Origin of the sequence: Rhizobium sp. PP-CC-3G-465, from assembly GCF_004343445.1 — a bacterium.
In the GTDB taxonomy this organism is placed as follows: Bacteria; Pseudomonadota; Alphaproteobacteria; order Rhizobiales; family Rhizobiaceae; genus Ferranicluibacter; species Ferranicluibacter rubi.
In genome coordinates, this window is sequence record NZ_SLYH01000001.1 from 2238588 (window position 1) to 2256128 (window position 17541).

Annotated in this window: 19 protein-coding genes; 12 read left to right on the forward strand and 7 right to left on the reverse strand. The window is 61.9% G+C overall.

The window, feature by feature from the left end; all coding sequences use genetic code 11:
- Position 1: 1 nt before the first annotated feature.
- From C8J33_RS10575 to sppA, 3 genes are all read right to left on the reverse strand, one after another.
- A complete protein-coding gene (locus tag C8J33_RS10575; RefSeq protein WP_245417010.1) occupies positions 2-397 on the reverse strand; it encodes a DUF1049 domain-containing protein in 396 nt (131 codons plus the stop codon).
- A 101-nt stretch (positions 398-498) separates the two neighbouring features.
- The gene (locus C8J33_RS10580) at positions 499-813 is read right to left on the reverse strand and encodes an integration host factor subunit beta (RefSeq protein ID WP_092931772.1); all 315 of its coding nucleotides are present in this window, start codon (positions 811-813) and stop codon (positions 499-501) included.
- Positions 814-929: 116 nt separating this feature from the next.
- Positions 930-1880: a signal peptide peptidase SppA gene (sppA, locus tag C8J33_RS10585; protein ID WP_132664103.1), complete on the reverse strand. Its 951-nt coding sequence runs from the start codon at positions 1878-1880 to the stop codon at positions 930-932.
- Between the two features lie 301 nt (positions 1881-2181).
- Between sppA and lptC the strand changes: the two genes are divergently transcribed.
- The 8 genes from lptC to C8J33_RS10625 all read left to right on the forward strand — a co-directional run bounded on the left by lptC (position 2182) and on the right by C8J33_RS10625 (position 10037).
- Positions 2182-2850, forward strand: a complete 669-nt coding sequence (gene lptC / locus C8J33_RS10590) for an LPS export ABC transporter periplasmic protein LptC (protein WP_110800282.1) — start codon at positions 2182-2184, stop codon at positions 2848-2850.
- A gap of 15 nt (positions 2851-2865) precedes the next feature.
- Positions 2866-3435: an LptA/OstA family protein gene (locus C8J33_RS10595; RefSeq protein WP_110800283.1), complete on the forward strand. Its 570-nt coding sequence runs from the start codon at positions 2866-2868 to the stop codon at positions 3433-3435.
- A gap of 14 nt (positions 3436-3449) precedes the next feature.
- Positions 3450-4286, forward strand: coding sequence for an LPS export ABC transporter ATP-binding protein (lptB, locus tag C8J33_RS10600; RefSeq protein ID WP_422037881.1), 837 nt, complete (start codon positions 3450-3452; stop codon positions 4284-4286).
- 517 nt (positions 4287-4803) lie between these two features.
- Positions 4804-6345 carry an RNA polymerase factor sigma-54 gene (gene rpoN, locus C8J33_RS10605; protein ID WP_132664105.1) on the forward strand — a complete coding sequence of 514 codons (1542 nt, stop codon included), beginning with the start codon at positions 4804-4806 and terminating at the stop codon, positions 6343-6345.
- 241 nt (positions 6346-6586) lie between these two features.
- Positions 6587-7159 (forward strand): ribosome hibernation-promoting factor, HPF/YfiA family, encoded by a 573-nt coding sequence (gene hpf / locus C8J33_RS10610; RefSeq protein ID WP_110800285.1) that lies wholly within the window; start codon positions 6587-6589, stop codon positions 7157-7159.
- A 263-nt stretch (positions 7160-7422) separates the two neighbouring features.
- Positions 7423-7887 carry a PTS IIA-like nitrogen regulatory protein PtsN gene (gene ptsN, locus C8J33_RS10615; RefSeq protein WP_062595280.1) on the forward strand — a complete coding sequence of 155 codons (465 nt, stop codon included), beginning with the start codon at positions 7423-7425 and terminating at the stop codon, positions 7885-7887.
- Positions 7888-7995: 108 nt separating this feature from the next.
- The gene (locus C8J33_RS10620; RefSeq protein ID WP_132664107.1) at positions 7996-8775 is read left to right on the forward strand and encodes an SDR family NAD(P)-dependent oxidoreductase; all 780 of its coding nucleotides are present in this window, start codon (positions 7996-7998) and stop codon (positions 8773-8775) included.
- Positions 8776-8786: 11 nt separating this feature from the next.
- Positions 8787-10037, forward strand: a complete 1251-nt coding sequence (locus tag C8J33_RS10625) for a D-arabinono-1,4-lactone oxidase (RefSeq protein ID WP_132664109.1) — start codon at positions 8787-8789, stop codon at positions 10035-10037.
- 91 nt (positions 10038-10128) lie between these two features.
- Here C8J33_RS10625 and grpE read toward each other — a convergent pair whose 3' ends face one another.
- Together grpE and hrcA are read right to left on the reverse strand one after the other, a co-directional pair.
- On the reverse strand, positions 10129-10764 hold the full coding sequence (gene grpE / locus C8J33_RS10630) for a nucleotide exchange factor GrpE (protein ID WP_132664111.1): 636 nt from the start codon (positions 10762-10764) through the stop codon (positions 10129-10131).
- Positions 10765-10881: 117 nt separating this feature from the next.
- Entirely contained in the window at positions 10882-11943 is a 1062-nt protein-coding gene (gene hrcA, locus C8J33_RS10635) for a heat-inducible transcriptional repressor HrcA (RefSeq protein WP_110727298.1), read from the reverse strand.
- 204 nt (positions 11944-12147) lie between these two features.
- On the opposite strand from hrcA, the gene rph reads away from it, so the two are divergent.
- From rph to hemW, 4 genes are all read left to right on the forward strand, one after another.
- Positions 12148-12864, forward strand: coding sequence for a ribonuclease PH (rph, locus tag C8J33_RS10640; RefSeq protein ID WP_110727299.1), 717 nt, complete (start codon positions 12148-12150; stop codon positions 12862-12864).
- A gap of 16 nt (positions 12865-12880) precedes the next feature.
- The gene (locus C8J33_RS10645) at positions 12881-13306 is read left to right on the forward strand and encodes a VOC family protein (RefSeq protein WP_132445917.1); all 426 of its coding nucleotides are present in this window, start codon (positions 12881-12883) and stop codon (positions 13304-13306) included.
- Positions 13307-13427: 121 nt separating this feature from the next.
- Complete coding sequence (rdgB, locus tag C8J33_RS10650) at positions 13428-14075, forward strand: RdgB/HAM1 family non-canonical purine NTP pyrophosphatase (protein WP_132664113.1); 648 nt, start codon at positions 13428-13430, stop codon at positions 14073-14075.
- A gap of 5 nt (positions 14076-14080) precedes the next feature.
- Entirely contained in the window at positions 14081-15256 is a 1176-nt protein-coding gene (gene hemW, locus C8J33_RS10655) for a radical SAM family heme chaperone HemW (RefSeq protein WP_110800290.1), read from the forward strand.
- A gap of 149 nt (positions 15257-15405) precedes the next feature.
- On the opposite strand, the gene C8J33_RS10660 is transcribed toward hemW, so the two are convergent.
- Together C8J33_RS10660 and C8J33_RS10665 are read right to left on the reverse strand one after the other, a co-directional pair.
- On the reverse strand, positions 15406-16659 hold the full coding sequence (locus C8J33_RS10660; RefSeq protein ID WP_132664115.1) for an aminopeptidase: 1254 nt from the start codon (positions 16657-16659) through the stop codon (positions 15406-15408).
- Positions 16660-16736: 77 nt separating this feature from the next.
- Positions 16737-17531 (reverse strand): ABC transporter permease, encoded by a 795-nt coding sequence (locus C8J33_RS10665; protein ID WP_245507103.1) that lies wholly within the window; start codon positions 17529-17531, stop codon positions 16737-16739.
- Between the last annotated feature and the right edge of the window lie 10 nt (positions 17532-17541).

Genomic DNA, 17541 nt, shown 5'->3' on the forward strand with positions numbered 1-17541 from the left:
ATTATTTTTGCTGGGCAGCGATCATCGTCGGGGTCGAGCCCTGGAAGGCCGGGCGATCGGCCACGGGATTTGCTGCCTGGGCGGAAACGATCGCCTCCTGCTGCAGGCGGCGCTTTTCAGCTTCCGTATGCCACTTCAGCGCTTCCTTCGCCTCGATGCGCGAGCGCTTGCGATACTTGCCCTGGCTGAACCAGACGGCAAAGGCGCCGATGACAAGGCCGAGGATGACGGCCAGGAACAGGAAAACGAAGAAGGGGCCGGAAATGGCCAGGACCGTGTCGGACGGGTCGAACGGATTGAAGCCCAGCGTGACCTGCTGCCGGTTGGCGACACAGAGCACGACGAGCACGATCCCGAGCGGAACGAGGACGACGATGTTCAGAATTTTACGCAGCATGCGAGCCGGTCTCCGCGTCTATCAAGGCTTGACGACAACATGGGCGGCAAACCTGCCGGGTCAAGATCAGATCGCCATGGACAAGGACGGCGACCGCGAGATCAGTCTTCGTCTTCCTCGTCAACATCCGCGTCCGAGCCCGGGTTCAGCCGTTCGCGCAGCTCCTTGCCGGTCTTGAAGAACGGCACCCATTTTTCCTCGACGAAGACGCTGTCGCCGGTGCGCGGGTTGCGACCCGAGCGGGACGGACGATTCTTGACGGAGAAGGCGCCGAAGCCGCGAAGTTCGACGCGGTTGCCCGCCGCCAGCGCATCCGTAATCTCGTCGAGAACGGCATTGACGATATTCTCGACATCGCGGTGGTAGAGGTGCGGATTTCGCGCCGCCACGATCTGCACCAGTTCCGACTTGATCACCCTCTGCCCCCTTTGACGACGTTCTTCGCGATACGCCCGTCATCCGCGGGCAACGATCGAGATCCATTCGCGAAACGGACACGCCTCAGGGCGGGTTGCCCCGCGCCCGGCGTCTCTCAATCGCGGCCAACCTGCCAAACGGAAACGAGACCGTCAAGAAACAACTTGTCCTGCGACGGATTTCCCGAAAACGGAAAACCGTCAAATCCCAACGATTTGGCGAAGATTGCGGCCAGCGAGCCCAGCCCGAAGGGCAACGTGGTCTGCGGCTTTTCCCAATCGACGATCGGCAGGGTGTCGGCCACGTCCCGGCTCTTCAAATAGTCCCGGATCTCACGCTCGCCGCCAAGTTCGTCGATAAGGTTCAGGCCGATCGCCTGCCGCCCCGTGAAAATGCGGCCATCGCCGAGGCGAAGCGCTTCCTCGCGCGGGATCTCCCGGCGTTCGGCCACGAGATCGACGAACCAGGCATAGCTGTCGTCGATCATCGACTGGATGACGGCCTTTGCTGCATCGCTCGGCGGATGGAACGGCGACGGCTCGGCCTTCAGCGGGGCCGACTTGATCTCCTCAAGCGACACGCCGAGCTTGTCGAGCAGCGTCTTGACCTGCGGATACTGGAAGAGGACGCCGATGGAGCCGGTGATGGAGGTGTCGCCGGCGATGATCCGGTCGCCAGCCAGCGCCACCATGTAGCCAGCGGACGCGGCCAGCGTGCGGACGTCGGACACGACCGGCTTCTTCTCCGCAACCTTGCGGATCGCATCGTAGAGCGTCTCGCCGCCGAAGGTGGAGCCGCCGGGCGAATTGATGCTGACGATCAGGCCCTTGACCTGATCGGCCTTGGCAATGCGGTCGAGCCGTTCGATCAGCTCGCGATCATCGAGAATGACGCCAGAGATGGTGACACGCGCGACCTGGCTTGCACCGAGTACGCCGGAGCGCGACTGCGCGATGGCGGCATAGGCGCCGATGGCGACGAGCACGATGAGGCCGATCGCCACGAGGCGCCAGAAGCCAAGCTTGCGACGAAGCTGCCGCCGATCGACGAATGCGAGAGGATCCATTCCATATTTCCCTGTTCAGCGCACGGCAGGACAAGCCGGCACCGTCTGTTTCGACGATGACTCCTACTGCATAAACGCGTGGACAGGTATCGGCGCGCGCGTAAAAATTCCATCGCCATCGAGAGCCGGTGATGATGTTTCAGATAAGATCGATTGACGCTTGCCCGGTGTAGCGACAAAGAATTTCAAGCCTCCATTGTATGGCGACATAAAAATCTCCATATTCCGCATTCTTGACACCATCGGCTGACGCAGCACGGACCTCGACTTCGTCATCGCCCCTGGATTTACGGAACCGCTCATGGCGAACGATGTGCATTTTCCCGGCGCCCTGCCGCATACGGGGCCGACGGTCAACGACGCCTATGAACGGGCGGCGCGGCATTCGCGCCGGGTCAAGCGGCTGAAGATCGTCCTGCCGATCGTTGCCGTCGTCATCGCCGTGATCTTCGCTGCCGTCTCCATCGTGCGCACCATGTTGCCGGAGGAACTGCATATCGAGAACGCGACGATCGAGAACGGCAAGATCGTCATGCAGAATCCCGCAATTTCCGGGCGCAACAAGCAGGATATCAGCTATTCGATGAAGGCCGAGCGGGCGCTGCAGGACATCGCCAATCCGGATCTCATCACGCTCGAGAAGATCCACGCGGAAATGCCGGTCAACGACAAGACGATCGCGACCGTGGATGCAACGAGCGGGCTTTACGACCGCGGCGGCAATACGCTCGATATGAACGCGCCCTTTACCATCTCCATGAACAATGGCGTCATCGCCGATTTCCAGTCCGCCTATCTGGATATCAATGCGGGCGAGATGCAGAGCAAGAAGCCGATCGCCATCCGGATGTCCGGTGGGTCGATTGTTGCGCAAGAGATGAGAATGACGGATAAAGGGCGGGTTATTTCCTTTGAAGGCATGGTGAAGGTCGTCGTCGAGCCGAGCACCATTCGCAAGAACGCAAATTAGGACCCGGTGCCATCCATGTCGACCCTCCATGCCTCCTTCCCCCGCCGCAGCCTTTCTCTCGCGGGCATCCTCGCATCTTCGCTGGCCTGTCTCTGCCTGACCATCGCCCCGGCGTCTGCCCAGCAGAAAAGCCGGATGAACGGCATGAAGCTGTCCAACGACCAGCCGATCCAGATCGAGAGCGACAAGCTGGAGATCAAGGATCCCGAGAGCAAGGCGATCTTCACCGGCAACGTCAAGGTCGTGCAGGGCGCGACGACGCTGCAGGCGGGCAGCATGGTCGTCTACTACAAGTCCGGCGGCGGCTCGATTTCGGGCGGCAATGCCGAGATCGACCGGATCGAGGTCGACAATAAGGTCTTCCTGCAATCCGGCACGCAGCAGGCGACGGCCGATAGCGGCCAGTTCAACATGGCGGCGCAGACGCTGGTGCTGAAGGGCAAGCAGGTCGTGCTCTCGGAAGGCAAGAACGTCTTCAGCGGCTGCCAGCTCAATGTGCAGATGGAAACCGGAGAGGCACAGCTGGACTCCTGTGGCGGCCGCGTCCAGATCCAGCTCGATCCGAAATCCCAGAAGACCAACTGACGCAGCCCCAGATCGTGAACATTTCCTTCAAGCGCAAGCGCGGCGCCGAGCCGGCCGACACCTCCCATGCCAAGGATCCCGGCACCGCCGTCTTCGATGACCGGTCGCCCGAGGATAAGGCACGCTACGACGGCACGCTGATCGCGCGTGGCCTGACCAAGAGCTATCGCGACCGCAGGGTGGTGAACGGCGTTTCCCTCGTCGTGCGACGTGGCGAAGCCGTCGGCCTGCTGGGGCCGAACGGCGCCGGCAAGACGACCTGCTTCTACATGATCACCGGCCTCGTCCCCGTCGACGAGGGCTCCATCGAGATCAACGGCAACGACGTCACGTCCATGCCGATGTATCGACGGGCGCGGCTCGGCGTCGGTTACCTGCCGCAGGAAGCCTCGATTTTCCGCGGGCTTTCGGTCGAGGACAACATTCGTGCCGTGCTGGAGCTGCACGAGCCCAAGCGCGCGACGCAGGACGCCAAGCTGAATGCGTTGCTCGACGAATTCAACATCACGCATCTGCGCAAGGCTGCGGCGATCTCGCTGTCGGGCGGCGAACGGCGTCGGCTGGAAATCGCACGCGCGCTGGCGACCGACCCGACCTTTATGCTGCTCGACGAGCCCTTTGCGGGCGTCGATCCCATTTCGGTCGCGGACATTCAAGCGCTGGTGCGCCATCTCACCTCGCGCGGCATCGGCGTGCTCATCACGGACCACAATGTCCGCGAGACGCTGGGCCTCATCGACCGTGCCTACATCATCCACGCGGGCGAGGTGCTGACCCACGGGCGCGCCAACGACATCGTCAACAATCCGGACGTGCGCCGGCTCTATCTCGGCGATAATTTCAGCTTGTAGAACATTTCTGCCTGTAGGACCGGGAGCGCCGCGAAGGCCGGGCATGTATCATGCGCCGGCCAGACGCGCGGCGCATCTCTCCCCTTGACGTCGCCGGGGGATTGCGCGACGTTCGACCATCGATGACGCGGGGGCGGCGCCACCGGAAAGATGCGTTTCCATCCCTTGGCGATGCCCTGACATCCTTAACGGTTTGTAAGCGGAATCGAAGGTCTTGGAGCATGGTGGATCATGCTGCCTCTCTCATCTGCCGTTTCATCCGGCATCATGCTTTCCCCAGCGGCAACCTTATCAAATTTACGACAGCCGCTTGACCAAACCTCCATAATAAGCAATTTTCGGGCCAGTTGACAAAGCGGGCTGAGATTTCGCGTCAGAGCGAGCAGTGTTCCGGATATCCGGAACTTTGCGCGGCGTCCTTCACGACACCGAGATGGCTCCGCAGCTTTGCGCTGATGCAGTGGTCGCGATGCCGTTTCCGGTCTTGAGATGTCTGCGGTAGGGGAGTTTTGCGTTCATGGCACTTTCGGCCAGCCTGTATCTGCGCCAGTCCCAGACCCTGGCTATGACGCCGCAGCTGATGCAGTCGATCCAGCTGTTGCAGATGACGCATTTCGAGCTGACGCAGTTCATCGAGCAGGAGGTCGAGAAGAACCCCCTCCTCGAATTCGTCTCCGAAGCCGACCAGCCGGGCGAAAGCACCCGCGAGGACATGCCGTCCGAAAGCCGCGATGGCGAGGATTTTTCCGGCCTGACCGACGTCTATGACGGCACGACGCGCGACGATTCCCTGCGCATGAGCGAGACGCTGGACGCCAATTTCGAGAACGTCTTCCCGGACGACACCTCCCCCCAGCGCGCCGATGCGCCGGAACTGCTCAGCCAGTGGAAATCCATGTCCGGCGGGGGCGACGGGGAGACCAGCGAGGGCTATGATCTCGAAGATTTCGTCGCCAACCGGCTGACCTTGCGCGACGTCCTGAACGAGCAGCTGATCCTCAGCATTCACGGCAACCGCGACCGGCTGATCGCCCAGGCGCTGATCGACCAGCTCGATGATGCGGGCTATCTGCACGCCGACACGACGGAAACGGCCGACCAGCTCGGCTGCACGGTGCGGGATGTCGAGGCGGTGCTTGCCACCCTGCAACGCTTCGATCCGCCCGGCGTTTTCGCCCGAAGCCTCAGCGAATGTCTCGCGATCCAGCTGCGCCAGAAGAACCGGCTGGACCCGGCGATGTCGGCCCTGATCGGCAATCTGGAACTGCTCGCGCGGCGGGATTTCGCGACGTTGAAGAAACTCTGCAGCGTCGATGAAGAAGACCTGATCGATATGCTCGGCGAGATCCGCAAGCTCGACCCGAAGCCGGGCACGAGCTTCGAGTTGACGCCCTGCGAGGCGATCGTGCCGGATATCGTCGTGCGTGCCGCACCCGACGGCACCTGGGCCGTAGAGCTCAATCCGGAGACGCTGCCACGCGTGCTCGTCAACCAAGTCTACTACACGACGGTTTCGCGGCATGCGCCGAAGAACAGCGGCGACCACGCCTTCCTGTCGGAGTGCCTGCAGACCGCCAACTGGCTGACCCGCAGCCTCGACCAGCGCGCCAAGACCATCATGAAGGTGGCGACCGAGATCGTGCGTCAGCAGGACGCGTTTCTCGTCAACGGCGTCGATCACCTGCGGCCGCTCAACCTCAAGACCATCGCCGATGCGATCAAGATGCACGAGTCGACCGTCAGCCGCGTGACGTCCAACAAGTACATGCTGACGCCGCGCGGCCTGTTCGAGCTGAAATATTTTTTCACCGTCTCGATCGGCTCGGCAGAGGGCGGAGACGGGCATTCGGCGGAATCGGTTCGCCACCGCATCCGCAACATGATCGTGCTCGAAAGCCCGGAGGCCGTGCTGTCGGACGACGACATCGTGGAGATCCTGAAGAAGGGCGGCGTCGATCTCGCCCGCCGGACGGTCGCAAAATATCGTGAAGCGATGAATATACCATCATCCGTGCAGCGCCGGCGCGAAAAACGCGCCATGGCAAAGGCTTCCGCCTAACCGACGAGACCGGCCGGGTGCACTGCAGCACCGACAACGCGCAATGGATGTTAAGCTTTCATTGACATTTGACGGCAGCCCGCTTATAGGGCGCGCCGACAGTCATCAACGATGGGCTCCTTTTTTTCCTCCCCTGACATCGCCGATCACGTGCAAAGTGAAAACGGCTGCGTGAAAGGCTTGGAGGTAGAAGGCGCTTGGAATAAACTGGACACGCAAATCATGAAAGAGAGGAAACTCCATGAATGTGCGTGTATCCGGTAAACATATGGAAATCGGCGAGAGCTTTCGTCTTCGAATCGAGGACCAGATCACTCAGGCGGTCACCAAGTATTTCGACGGAGGGTATTCGAGCCAGGTCACGGTGGTGAAGTCGGGACCGCGTTTCAGCGCGGACTGCATGATCCATCTCGACACGGGCGCTACGTTGCATGCAAACGGCGAGGCTTCGGAGCCGCAGGCCGCATTCGACGCAGCATCGGAACGGATCTCAAAGCGCATTCGGCGGTACAAGCGCAGGCTGAAGGATCACCACAACGGCAGTGGTCATGCCGGCCTCGAAGTCGCTTACACCGTGATGGACTCGGTGCCGGACGAAGAGGACGAACTGCCGGAGGATTACGCACCGACGATCGTTGCGGAAAGCTCCAAGCAAATCCGGACCATGTCGGTGGCGAATGCCGTCATGGCGCTCGACATGACGGACAATCCGGTGCTGATGTTCCGCAATCCCGGCAATGACGAACTCAACATCGTCTATCGCCGGACGGACGGGAATATCGGCTGGATCGACGCCGCCAGCATGAAGAGCTGACGCATAAGGACGGAGCGCCGCTTCGGGATCGCCTCTATAGAGCGACCGGATGGCGCATGAAACAGAGACCGAACCTGCCCGGGACGCTTCGTCCCGAGGCAGACGGTCAAGACAAGCGAGGCGGCGCGCGAGGAGCGGCCGCCTCGTTGATCGACGGTGAATGGCAGGCACGGGGATGAGGCCTGTCGAGCATCGAGGGAAATGGGCCGCAGGGCCGGCACGTCGTGCCGCCCGACGCGACCCTGTCAACAAGGTAAGACAAAATGGCATTGGCAGGTCTGCTGCAGCAAGATGCGATATTTCCGACCCTTCGGGTCCAGTCCAAGAAGCAACTGCTTCAGGAACTGGCCATCAAGGCTTCCAAGCTGACCGGCCTGCCCGAGCGCGAGATCTTCGACGTCATTCTGCAGCGCGAGCGGCTGGGCTCGACGGGCGTCGGCAACGGTATCGCCATTCCGCACGGCAAGCTGCCCGGCGTCACCGCCATAGTCGGCATTTTCGCGCGACTGGAAACGCCGGTGGACTTCGAAGCGCTGGACGACCAGCCGGTCGATCTCGTCTTCCTGCTGCTCGCCCCGGAAGGTGCCGGTGCCGACCATCTGAAGGCGCTGTCGCGCATTGCCCGCGTGCTACGCGACCCCGACATGGTCGCCCGCCTGCGCGGCACCGAGTCCGCCTCAGCCATCTACACCTTCCTCAGCGACGACCAGACCTCCAACGCGGCCTGATTTCAACTCGGTTTGAGCGGATCTTTTCCGTCAATCCTGCACGTTGATATCGACAGCGCCCGGCTCCGGGTGAATACTCCCCTTCGACAAAACGAGGGACGAGAGCGCATGACGGGAACGGGTTCGGGACGATTGGCGGGCAAGATTGCCCTGATCAGCGGCGGTGCCGGCGGCTGCGGCCTTGCGGCATCGGAGCTTTTTGCTCGGGAGGGCGCGAAGGTCGGCATCGTCGATCTGCCGTCGAGCCGCGGTGAAGAGGTTGCCGCGGGCATTCGTGCCGCCGGTGGCGAAGCGATCTTCGCCCCGGCCGATGTCTCCGTCTCCCGCGACGTGACCGCAGCCGTCAAAGCCGTGGACGCCGCCTTCGGGGGCATTACCGTCCTCTTCAATCATGCCGGTATTCTGGCCGTCGGGCCGTTTCTCGAAACGGAAGAGGACGAGTGGGACCGGCTGATGGCCGTCAACGTCCGCTCCATGTTCCTGATGACCAAGGCCGTGCTGCCGGGCATGATCGCGGCCGGCGGCGGCAGTATCGTTTCAACCTCCTCGATTTCGGCCGTGGCCGCGACGCCGATGGAGGTGCTCTACGACACGACGAAGGGCGCCTGCCATATGTTCGCCCGCGCCATCGCGGTGGAGTTCCGCGACCGCAATATCCGCTCCAACGCCGTCTGCCCGGGCTTCATCGCCACCGACCATGGCAAGCGCGAACTGGTGGGCCTTGCCAAATACGGCATCGACGTTTCGGATTCGGCCATCGCCGCACAGCAAGGGCGCCTCTGCGAGCCGATCGAGGTGGCGCGTGCCGCCCTGTTTCTCGCGAGCGATGAGGCGAGCTTCATCAATGGCACCCACTTGTTCGTCGACAATGGCTTTACCGCCGTCTGAGAGGACCCGTCATGGACACGACGATTTCACGGCAGGCCGGTGGCCTCTGGCGCAACTGGGTCGGAAACCAAGCCTGCATCGTGCGGGCCCGCGGTGCGCCCGGAAGCGAGGCGGAACTGTCGGAGATGGTGCGGGCGGCAGCGGCCGAGGGGATGGCCGTCCGTTGTGCCGGCTCCGGTCACTCCTTCACGCCCGTGGCGCTGACCAGCGGCCTGCACCTGACGCTCTCGGGCATGCAGGGCGTGACCGGCATCGACCGGGCGCGCAAACGGGTTTCCGTTTCGGCAGGGACCACCATCAATGCGCTCGGCAAGGTGCTGAAGGATAACGGCCTCTCGCTGATCAACCAGGGCGACATCGACAGCCAGGCGTTGGCCGGCGCCCTGACGACCGGCACGCATGGCACGGGTGCTGCGCTCGGCAACATGGCCTCGCAGATCGTCGGCATGCGGATCGTCCAGCCGGATGGCAGCATTCTGATTGCGGACGAAAGCAATCCGGATCTGCTGAACGCCGCGCGCGTTTCCATCGGCATGCTGGGCGTGATCTCGGAGATCACCTTGCAGGCGATGGACAGCTACCGCCTGCACGAAAAGCTCTGGCGCTGCAGTTTCGACGAATGCATGGAGAGCCATGACGAACTGGCCGCGCAACACCGGCATTTCGGTTTCTTCTGGTGCCCTGTGCCCGAAAGCCGGCACTGCTACTGCCTGCCGGACACCGCCTCGGTCTCGACCACGCAGAGCCTCTCCGACGTCTGCGAGATGAAGGTCATCGACATCACGGACGCCGAACCGATGGAGCGGGGGTTCGAGAAGATCGCCTATTCCTCGGAAATCTATCCGATCGAATATGTGCCGAACTTTCACGAGCTGGAATATGCCGTGCCGGTGCGGCATGGCAAAGACGCCTGCCGGGCGGTGCGCGAGCTGATGCTCACCAAGCACCCGACCTGCATCTATCCGATCGAATACCGCTTCACGGCCGGTGACCCCGGCTGGATCAGCCCGTTCTTCGAACAGGATTCGATCACCCTCTCCGTCTCCGGCGAGCCGGGCACGGACTACTGGGCGTATCTGTCGGATGTCGATTCGATCCTGCGGCAGTTCGGCTCTCGGCCGCACTGGGGAAAGCTGCATTTTCTGACGGGTGACGACTTAACGGCGCTCTATCCCCGTGCAGGAGACTTCCGCGCCTTGCGGGAGAAACTCGATCCCGGCGGCGTGTTTCTGAACGACCATCTGCGGCAGCTGTTCGGATAGACCAAACAGCGGCAACGGAGCGCTATCTCGATAGCGCGGGCAAGACTGGAAGCCGGAGAGGTCGCTCGCCCTCCCCGGCCTCCGTCGATTGTCAGTTGGCCGAGGCTTCGCCTTCGGCAATGACGACCTTCGGACCGCCCTTGGCGACGCCGACCATGGCGGGACGCAGGACGCGCTCGCCGATCGTAAAGCCGGCTTGGACGACCTGAACGACCGTGTTGTGGGGCACGTCCGGGTTCGGGATTTCGAACATGGCCTGATGGAAGTTCGGGTCGAACTTCTGGCCTTCCGGTTCAAGCTTGCGAACGCCGTGGCGCTCAAGTGTCGACAGCATGGACCGCTCGGTCAGCTCGACACCTTCGATCAGGGTGCTGAGGCCCGCATCGGCACCGGCCCGCACGTCGGCCGGAATGGCATCCAGCGCACGACGGAGATTGTCGGACACGGCCAGCATGTCGCGAGCAAAGCCTGCCACGGAGTAGGACTTGGCATCCTTGACTTCGCGCTCGGTGCGACGGCGCAGATTGTCCATGTCGGCGGCCAGCCGCATATAGCGATCACGGAAATCGGCCGCTTCGGCGCGCGCGGCCTCCAGCTCTTCGGCTTCGGCCTGAGCCGCCTCATCGGCGTCTTCAAACATGTCGTGCACATCTGCCTCGGCCGGCGTGACGATGTCTTCCGCCGGCTTGCTGGCTTCGGCACCGTGTTTGTTTGTTTCGTCGGTCATGACGTCTCCGCATTCAGGATCGTTTCGGGAATTTGATGCCGATATCGAGGTTCGGGCGCCAAAAATCAAGGGTCGTTGCGCCCGATCGCCCGCCGCCCCGGGCATCGTCGGGGTCGGCTATCGTGAAAGGCGCGACATGAGCTGTGCCGTATAGTCCACCATCGGCACGATCCGCGCGTAATTCAGCCGCGTCGGGCCGATGACGCCGACCGCGCCGATGATCCGATCGTCACCATCCTTATAGGGCGCGACGATGAGCGACGAGCCGGACAGCGAGAACAGCTTGTTCTCCGATCCGATGAAAATCCGCACGCCCGGCCCGGTCTCCGCAAGACTGAGAAGCTCGATCATACTGTCCTTCTTCTCAAGGTCATCGAACAGCATGCGCAGCCGATCGATATCCTCTGCGCCGGCAAGACCTTCGAGAAGATTGGCACGGCCGCGCACGATCAGCTGGGTCGGGCTCTTGTCGTCGGCATCGCCGCCGGACCAGCTGGCAAGGCCACGCTCGACCAGATCCTGCGACAGGACGTCGAGTTCGGTGCGGACCGTCTCCTTGACCTTTTGCAACTGTCCCCGCACCTCGGCAAGCGTTTGGCCGGCCAGATGCGCATTCAGGAAATTCGCCGCTTCCGTCAGCTGCGAGCTCGTGACGCCGGCGGGCAGCTCGATGATGCGGTTTTCCACCTGATCGTGCTCGCCGACCAGCACCGCCAAGGCCTTGGTGGGGGCAAGACGCATGAATTCGACATGCTTGAGCACAGGATCGTTCTTCGCCGTGATGACGAGGCCGGCACCGCGCGACATGCCGGACAGGACCTGGCTTGCCACGTTGAACAATTGCTCCACCGGCTGGTCCCGGTCGCTCCGGCGTACCTGGCGGTCGATCGAGGCGCGGTCTTCTGCCGAGAGATTGCCGACCTGCATGAAGGCGTCCACAAAGAAGCGCAGCCCGATCTGCGTCGGCAGACGCCCCGCGCTGACATGCGGCGAGTAGATGAGGCCCAGCTCCTCAAGATCGCTCATGACATTGCGCACCGAGGCCGGCGAAAGCGACATCGGGAGAAGCCGCGACAGGCTGCGGGAGCCCAGCGGCTCACCGCTGTCCAGATAGCTTTCAACGATGCGGCGGAAGACCTCGCCGGAGCGCTCGTCGAGGGCCGAGAGCCTGTCGCGCATTGCCGATGTCAGCGCCGCCGTGTCGGCGGATCGTTCCTTTTGTACCATAACCGAAATATAGTGAGAGGCCGTCGGATCGACAAAGGGAAAATTGGCATTCAGGCGCTGTCGCGCGTCTTTGACGGCGGTATTTCGCTCCTCGTATTTCCTTTGCGCGACAACATAGGCTAGAAGGCACGCAACCTTAAGACCTAGGAGTCCACGATGCGGCCGTCCGGCAGAAAAACAGATCAGATGCGCAAGGTCACCTTCGAGCGCAACGTCTCCAAGCATGCCGAAGGCTCGTGCCTGGTCAAGTTTGGCGATACGCATGTGCTGTGCACGGCGAGCCTTGAAGAAAAGACGCCGCCATGGCTGCGCAACAGCGGCAAGGGCTGGGTAACCGCGGAATACGGCATGCTGCCGCGCGCGACCGGCGACCGCATGAAGCGCGAAGCCGCAACCGGCAAGCAGAGCGGCCGCACGCAGGAAATCCAGCGCCTCATCGGCCGCTCGCTCCGCTCGGTCGTCGACCTGCAGGCGCTCGGCGAACGCCAGATCTCGCTCGATTGCGACGTGATCCAGGCCGATGGCGGCACCCGCACGGCGTCCATCACCGGCGCATGGATCGCGCTGCACGACTGCCTGAAGTGGATGGAAGCACGCAACATGACGAAGGTCGAGCGTGTGCTGAAGGATCACGTCGCGGCGATTTCCTGCGGCATCTTCGCCGATCAGGCCGTGATCGATCTCGATTATCTGGAAGATAGCGCCGCCGAGACGGATGCGAACTTCGTCATGACCGGCTCCGGCGGCATCGTCGAAATTCAGGGCACGGCCGAAGGCAAGCCTTTCTCCGAAGCGGAATTCGCAAGCCTGATGGGTCTGGCGAAGAACGGCATCTCCGAACTGGTCGCCCTGCAGAAGCAGACGATCGCTTAAGAACGGAGGCCAAGCGGTGGCGGATAGGACTCAGGTTCTCGAAGGTATTCTGGAAACGGCGCTCTACGCATCGGATCTGGATGCGGCCGACCGCTTTTATGGCGAGGTGCTCGGACTGGAGCGCATCGCCCGCGTCGATGGCCGCCACCTGTTCTTTCGCTGCGGACAGGGCGTTCTCCTGATCTTCAACCCGACCGAGACTCTGAAGCCTACGGAGGCCCCTGCTTTGCCTGTCCCGGTGCACGGCACGACCGGCCCCGGCCATGTTTGCTTCCGGGTGTCGCGCGACAATCTGACATCCCTGCGGGAGAGACTTGCGGCGGATGGCGTGATGATCGAGAGTGAGATCACCTGGCCAACGGGCGCGCGATCCTTTTATTTTCGCGACCCGGCCGGCAACAGCCTGGAATGCGCCGAACCGGGCCTCTGGTCCATCGGCTGAACCGATCTTCTCCATGCCGTGCGTCAACCGTTCGCTTTCATGCGGATCGGACGACCCATATTCACCGACCCACGTTTCCGCGGCGTTTCGACGTCCTCCGGTTCACACTTCGAGACCCACCATGACACGCACGCTTGACGACAAGACGCTGATCGTCGCCAGCCACAATGCCGGCAAGATCCGCGAAATCCGCGATCTGATCGGCCCGCTCGGCTTTTCCGCAAAATCCGCCGCCGACCTCAACTTCATCGAGCCGGACGAGACCGGCACGACGTTCGAGGAGAACGCGACCATCAAGGCGCTCGCCTCCGCACAGGCCTCCGGCCTGCCGGCCCTATCCGACGATTCAGGACTGGTCGTGGACGCCCTGAACGGCGATCCCGGCGTCTACACCGCGAACTGGGCCGAGACGGCCGACGGGACGCGCGACTTTGCCATGGCCATGCACAAGGTGGAAGTCGCCCTGCAGGCGGCTGGCGCGACGACGCTGGAGACACGCTCCGCCCGCTTCGTCTCCGTGCTCTGCCTTGCCTGGCCGGATGGGCATGTAGAGCTTTTTCGCGGCGAAGTGGAAGGAACCGTGGTGTGGCCGCCGCGCGGCAGCCAAGGTTTTGGCTATGATCCGGTCTTCCAGCCGGAAGGCCATGAGCGCACCTTCGGCGAAATGAGTGCCGACGAGAAGCACGGCTGGAGGCCCGGCGATGCCAACGCCCTTTCCCATCGCGCCCGCGCCTTCAAGGTGTTTGCCGAGACCTGCCTCGGCGCCTGACGGATATGGCTGACTTCTCCTTCATCGGCGACAAGACGGACCCCGGCTTTGGGGTCTATGTCCATTGGCCGTTCTGCGCGGCCAAGTGCCCCTATTGCGACTTCAACAGTCATGTGCGCCATCAGGGCGTCGATCAGGCTCGCTATGTCTCCGCCTTCCTGAAGGAGATGGAGGAAGCGCGCCGGCTGTCGGGCCCGCGCACCGTGACCAGCATCTTTCTCGGCGGCGGTACGCCTTCGTTGATGGACCCTGCGACGGTCGATGCCATCATGAACGGCATTGCGCGCTTCTGGCATGTACCGGATGGCATCGAGATCACGCTGGAGGCCAATCCTTCCAGCGTGGAGGCGACGCGGTTTCGTGGTTACCGTGCTGCTGGCGTCAACCGCGTGTCCCTCGGCGTGCAGGCGCTGAACGATCGCGACCTCAAGTTCCTCGGGCGGCTTCACAATGTGGAGGATGCGCTGAAGGCGATCGGGCTCGCGCGGGATATCTTTCCGCGCATGTCGTTCGACCTGATCTATGCGCGGCCGAAGCAGACCGTCGAGGAATGGGAAGCGGAGCTGAAACAGGCCGTCTCCTATGCCGTCGATCATCTGTCGCTCTACCAGTTGACGATCGAGGAAGGCACGCCCTTTTACGGTTTGCACAAGGCAGGCAAGCTCGTCGTGCCCGATGGCGACCAGTCGGCGCTTCTCTACGAGGCGACGCAGGACATCACGGCTGCAATCGGCATGCCGGCCTACGAGGTTTCCAACCACGCGGTGCCCGGGGCGGAGAGCCGGCATAACCTGACCTATTGGCGCTATGGCGACTATGCCGGCATCGGCCCCGGCGCCCATGGCCGGCTGACGATCGGCCGGGAGAAGCTAGCGACGGCGACCGAGCGCAAGCCGGAGACCTGGCTCGACCTCGTCGAGGCCAATGGTCATGGGATGATCGATCAGGAGGTGCTTGGCTATGACGAGCAGTCCGACGAATTGTTGCTGATGGGCCTGCGCCTCAAGGAAGGCATCGACCTCGTGCGCTGGGAAGCGCTATCCGGTCGCCCGCCCGATCCGGAAAAGGAACGCTTCCTGATCGAGCACGGGTTCATCGAGCGGATCGGCAATTCCCGGCTGCGCTGTACCCCCTCCGGCATGCTGATCCTCGACGCCGTCGTTGCGGATCTCGCCTGCTGAGGAAAATCAGAGGTGAGGTGACCGGCTCTATAATCTGTCAGGTTCATTCTGAACCCGACAGATTCTCGTTTTCTTTGATGTCGTTTGCCTTTTCGGGATAACCGGTTTTCACTTATCCCTGACAAACTCTGAGGCCGGTCACAGGACGATCAGGCCCACTCGCCGCCGCGCATCACGGGCACCGCCGTGCCATCTTCCCGAACGCCGTCGATATCGACCTTGTCGGAGCCGATCATCCAGTCGATGTGGATGAGGCTGGAATTGCCGCCTTGTGCGGCGATCTGCTCCTGGCTGAGGGACGCGCCGTCGAGGAAGCACTTCGAGTAGCATTGGCCGAGCGCGATATGGCACGAGGCGTTCTCGTCGAAGAGCGTATTGTAGAACAGGATGCCGCTGGCCGAAATCGGCGAGGAATGCGGCACGAGGGCAACCTCCCCCAGGCGCCGGGCGCCTTCATCCGTATCCAGAACCTTGTTGAGAACCGATTCGCCTTTCGACGCCTTCGCCTCGACAATCCGCCCGTCTTCGAAACGAACCTGGATATCATCGATCAACGTTCCCTGATGCGACAGCGGCTTCGTGCTGGACACATGGCCTTCGACCCGCAAGGCATGGGGCGTGGTAAAGACCTCTTCCGTCGGGATGTTGGGATTGCAGGTGATGCCATTCTTGGCGGTGGACGCGCCGCCGTGCCACTCATGCCCGTCTGCAAGGCCGACCGTCAGATCCGTTCCCGGACCGGTGAAATGAAGCGCGGAAAAGCGTTCGCCGTTCAGCCAGGTCGAGCGCTTGCGCAGGTTGGCGTTGTGCTCCTTCCAGGCTGCGACCGGATCCTCGACATCGACGCGGGATGCCGCGAAGATGGCGTTGGCCAGTTTCTCTACGGCCACGTTCTCAGGATCGTTCGGAAACATCTGCCGCGCCCATGACGGATTGGGGTAGGAGACGATGTTCCAGTTGATGTCGAAGTTCGAGATCTTCTCCAGCGCCGGCTTGTAAGCGATGGACATAGCCTTGTTCGCCCGCGCGACCTTCGACGGGTCCTGCGTTGCCAGCATCATGGGATTGTCGCCGGAAATCGCCAAGCGCGCCGCGTTGCCGGCATAGGCCTTCGCCATGCCCTCATAGAGCCAGTTGCTAGCGCGGTCGAAGCTCTCGTCGGGCGCATGTTCGTAGCGCGCCAGCGTGCTCTCTTCATCGGAATAGAACGTCGTGACCAGACCAGCACCGGCGAGATAGGCGTGCTTGGTGATCAACCGAACCATCGGCAGAGCCGCGATGGGCGCCGTGATCACAAGATCCTGGCCTCGTTCGAGACCAAGGCCAATCTTGACGGCCACCTCGGCCAGTTTCTCGAGTTTCCTGGAGTCGATTGGCTGGGTGTCTGTCGCAGTTGCTGGCATGTCGAACATCTTTCACTGGGAAACGAGGTTCGAAGTTAGGGCATGCGAGCTGCTATTTGAAGAGGGATAGAGTGGGATCAGTAACCCGCGCGGTGGTTTCGGAGGACCCGCTCCAAAGCCAGGCCAACGATGAGCAAGACCACCGTCCAGCAACCGATATAGGTCACGGACAGAAGATGGGTCGGATAGGTCGGATAGAAGCCGGTGCGAAACAGCGAAACGAAGTGCATCATCGGATTATAGGCAACGATGTTCCGCAACTCAGGCGGCATATATTCGGGAATGAAGAACACAGCGCTCAAGAAAATCTGGACGCGAGAAAAGAAGCCCCAGAACAACTTCCAAGGATGGAAGAGGAACGTGATGAAAGAGTTAACAAGACCGATCCCGAACGAAAAGACGGTTAACATCAAAATGGAGACGATGATAGGCGTGAAATCGTAGGGGATCGCGAACCGAGATAATCCCAAGGCATAAATCATCACGAAACCCAGTCCGAACATCATCGTGAAGGAAAGAAGCTCCACGAAACTGCGCGCGAGGGAATAATCCAGCGCTTCGACATAGGGGATACTGGTGACCGACTTGGCAGCCTCCAGCGCTGAAGCGGTCTTGATGCTAATCGTGCGAAAAAACAGAACAGGGAGAATGCCCGTGCTGATAAACAGGAGCAGACTGTCTCCGATAAGGAGATGCCTGTGCATGAACGTGAAGATCGCCCAGTGGATGACGATGAAAACAATCGCTTCCAGCAGATCGAAGAGCTGGCCGAAGGCGTGCTTGCTGTTCCGCAGACGAACTTCACGTATCGTCAGTGCACTCACGATCCGCAGCTGCCGGGAGATCCCGACGGGAATAACACCCATGCTCATTGGCAGCTCT

Excerpts from the sequence above, each read along its gene's own strand:
- C8J33_RS10575 (WP_245417010.1), bottom strand. The coding sequence starts at position 397 with ATGCTGCGTAAAATTCTGAACATCGTCGTCCTCGTTCCGCTCGGGATC.
- hemW (WP_110800290.1), top strand. The coding sequence starts at position 14,081 with ATGGCTGACTTCTCCTTCATCGGCGACAAGACGGACCCCGGCTTTGGG.
- C8J33_RS10625 (WP_132664109.1), top strand. The coding sequence starts at position 8,787 with ATGGACACGACGATTTCACGGCAGGCCGGTGGCCTCTGGCGCAACTGG.
- rph (WP_110727299.1), top strand. The coding sequence starts at position 12,148 with ATGCGGCCGTCCGGCAGAAAAACAGATCAGATGCGCAAGGTCACCTTC.
- grpE (WP_132664111.1), bottom strand. The coding sequence starts at position 10,764 with ATGACCGACGAAACAAACAAACACGGTGCCGAAGCCAGCAAGCCGGCG.
- sppA (WP_132664103.1), bottom strand. The coding sequence starts at position 1,880 with ATGGATCCTCTCGCATTCGTCGATCGGCGGCAGCTTCGTCGCAAGCTT.
- C8J33_RS10595 (WP_110800283.1), top strand. The coding sequence starts at position 2,866 with ATGTCGACCCTCCATGCCTCCTTCCCCCGCCGCAGCCTTTCTCTCGCG.
- C8J33_RS10665 (WP_245507103.1), bottom strand. The coding sequence starts at position 17,531 with ATGAGCATGGGTGTTATTCCCGTCGGGATCTCCCGGCAGCTGCGGATC.
- lptC (WP_110800282.1), top strand. The coding sequence starts at position 2,182 with ATGGCGAACGATGTGCATTTTCCCGGCGCCCTGCCGCATACGGGGCCG.
- ptsN (WP_062595280.1), top strand. The coding sequence starts at position 7,423 with ATGGCATTGGCAGGTCTGCTGCAGCAAGATGCGATATTTCCGACCCTT.
- C8J33_RS10620 (WP_132664107.1), top strand. The coding sequence starts at position 7,996 with ATGACGGGAACGGGTTCGGGACGATTGGCGGGCAAGATTGCCCTGATC.
- hpf (WP_110800285.1), top strand. The coding sequence starts at position 6,587 with ATGAATGTGCGTGTATCCGGTAAACATATGGAAATCGGCGAGAGCTTT.
- C8J33_RS10660 (WP_132664115.1), bottom strand. The coding sequence starts at position 16,659 with ATGCCAGCAACTGCGACAGACACCCAGCCAATCGACTCCAGGAAACTC.
- hrcA (WP_110727298.1), bottom strand. The coding sequence starts at position 11,943 with ATGCGCGACAGGCTCTCGGCCCTCGACGAGCGCTCCGGCGAGGTCTTC.
- rpoN (WP_132664105.1), top strand. The coding sequence starts at position 4,804 with ATGGCACTTTCGGCCAGCCTGTATCTGCGCCAGTCCCAGACCCTGGCT.
- rdgB (WP_132664113.1), top strand. The coding sequence starts at position 13,428 with ATGACACGCACGCTTGACGACAAGACGCTGATCGTCGCCAGCCACAAT.